Raw genomic sequence first — 896 nt, forward strand, 5'->3', positions numbered from 1 at the left:
ACTTCAATATTCTTTAAGTGGTTCGACGATGGGTACCACTTACAATATAAATATTGTAAGCCCATCGGAGATTGATAGTTCACAGCTAAAAACGATCCAGTCTGCGATTGAGGCTGAGCTTGCTTCGATAGACTCTTTGATGTCTACTTATAAGCCTGACTCCGAAGTCTCTAGATTTAATCGCGCTGCTATAGGTGAGGGTGTTTCCTTGTCGGCCACAACTATTGAAGTGCTTAATGAGGCGCTTGCGTTAAATAACTTGAGCGAAGGGAGCTTCGACCCAACTGTTGGTCCGCTAATTGATGCCTGGGGCTTTGGCGGTGGCTCTAAGCACAAGGGGATAGTTGTTGAAGAAAAGAATCTCGCTTCTGTGCTTGAAAAAGTAGGTGTTCAACGCTTTAAATTGGTTGACGGTCAACTGTACAAACTCCAGGACGTAGAATTAGACCTCTCTGCTATTGCTAAAGGTTTTGCAGCAGATAAAGTTGCTATCGCGTTGCGTGAGCAAGGCATCGCAAACTTTCTGGTAGAAATTGGTGGTGAGGTAGTGACTCATGGTAGAAGTGTTCGTGACTCCTTGTGGGTATTAGGTATTGAATCACCTGATAAACAGGGTAGAAACGTTTATACTAGGGTTCATCTTGGTAATGCTGCGCTCGCTACGTCGGGAGATTACCGAAATTATTTTGAAGAAAATGGTAAACGATATTCTCACACGATTGACCCACTCAGCGGCAGGCCAGTTGAGCATCTGCTTGCATCTGTTAGTGTGATTGCTGAAGATTGCATGTTAGCTGACGGGCTTGCGACGGCGCTAATGGTGATGGGTGAGCAGAGGGGGTATGAGTTTGCCTCAAAGCACAATATCAGTGCGTTATTTATCTATCGAGGTGATG

General features: G+C 45.0%; 1 protein-coding gene. It reads left to right on the forward strand.

Features of this window, described 5'->3' with window-relative positions; genetic code table 11:
• Positions 1-28: 28 nt before the first annotated feature.
• Positions 29-896: FAD:protein FMN transferase (locus A3766_RS03580; RefSeq protein WP_231882826.1), on the forward strand; the 868-nt coding region annotated here is incomplete at its 3' end.

Source organism: Oleiphilus sp. HI0132 (assembly GCF_001635845.1).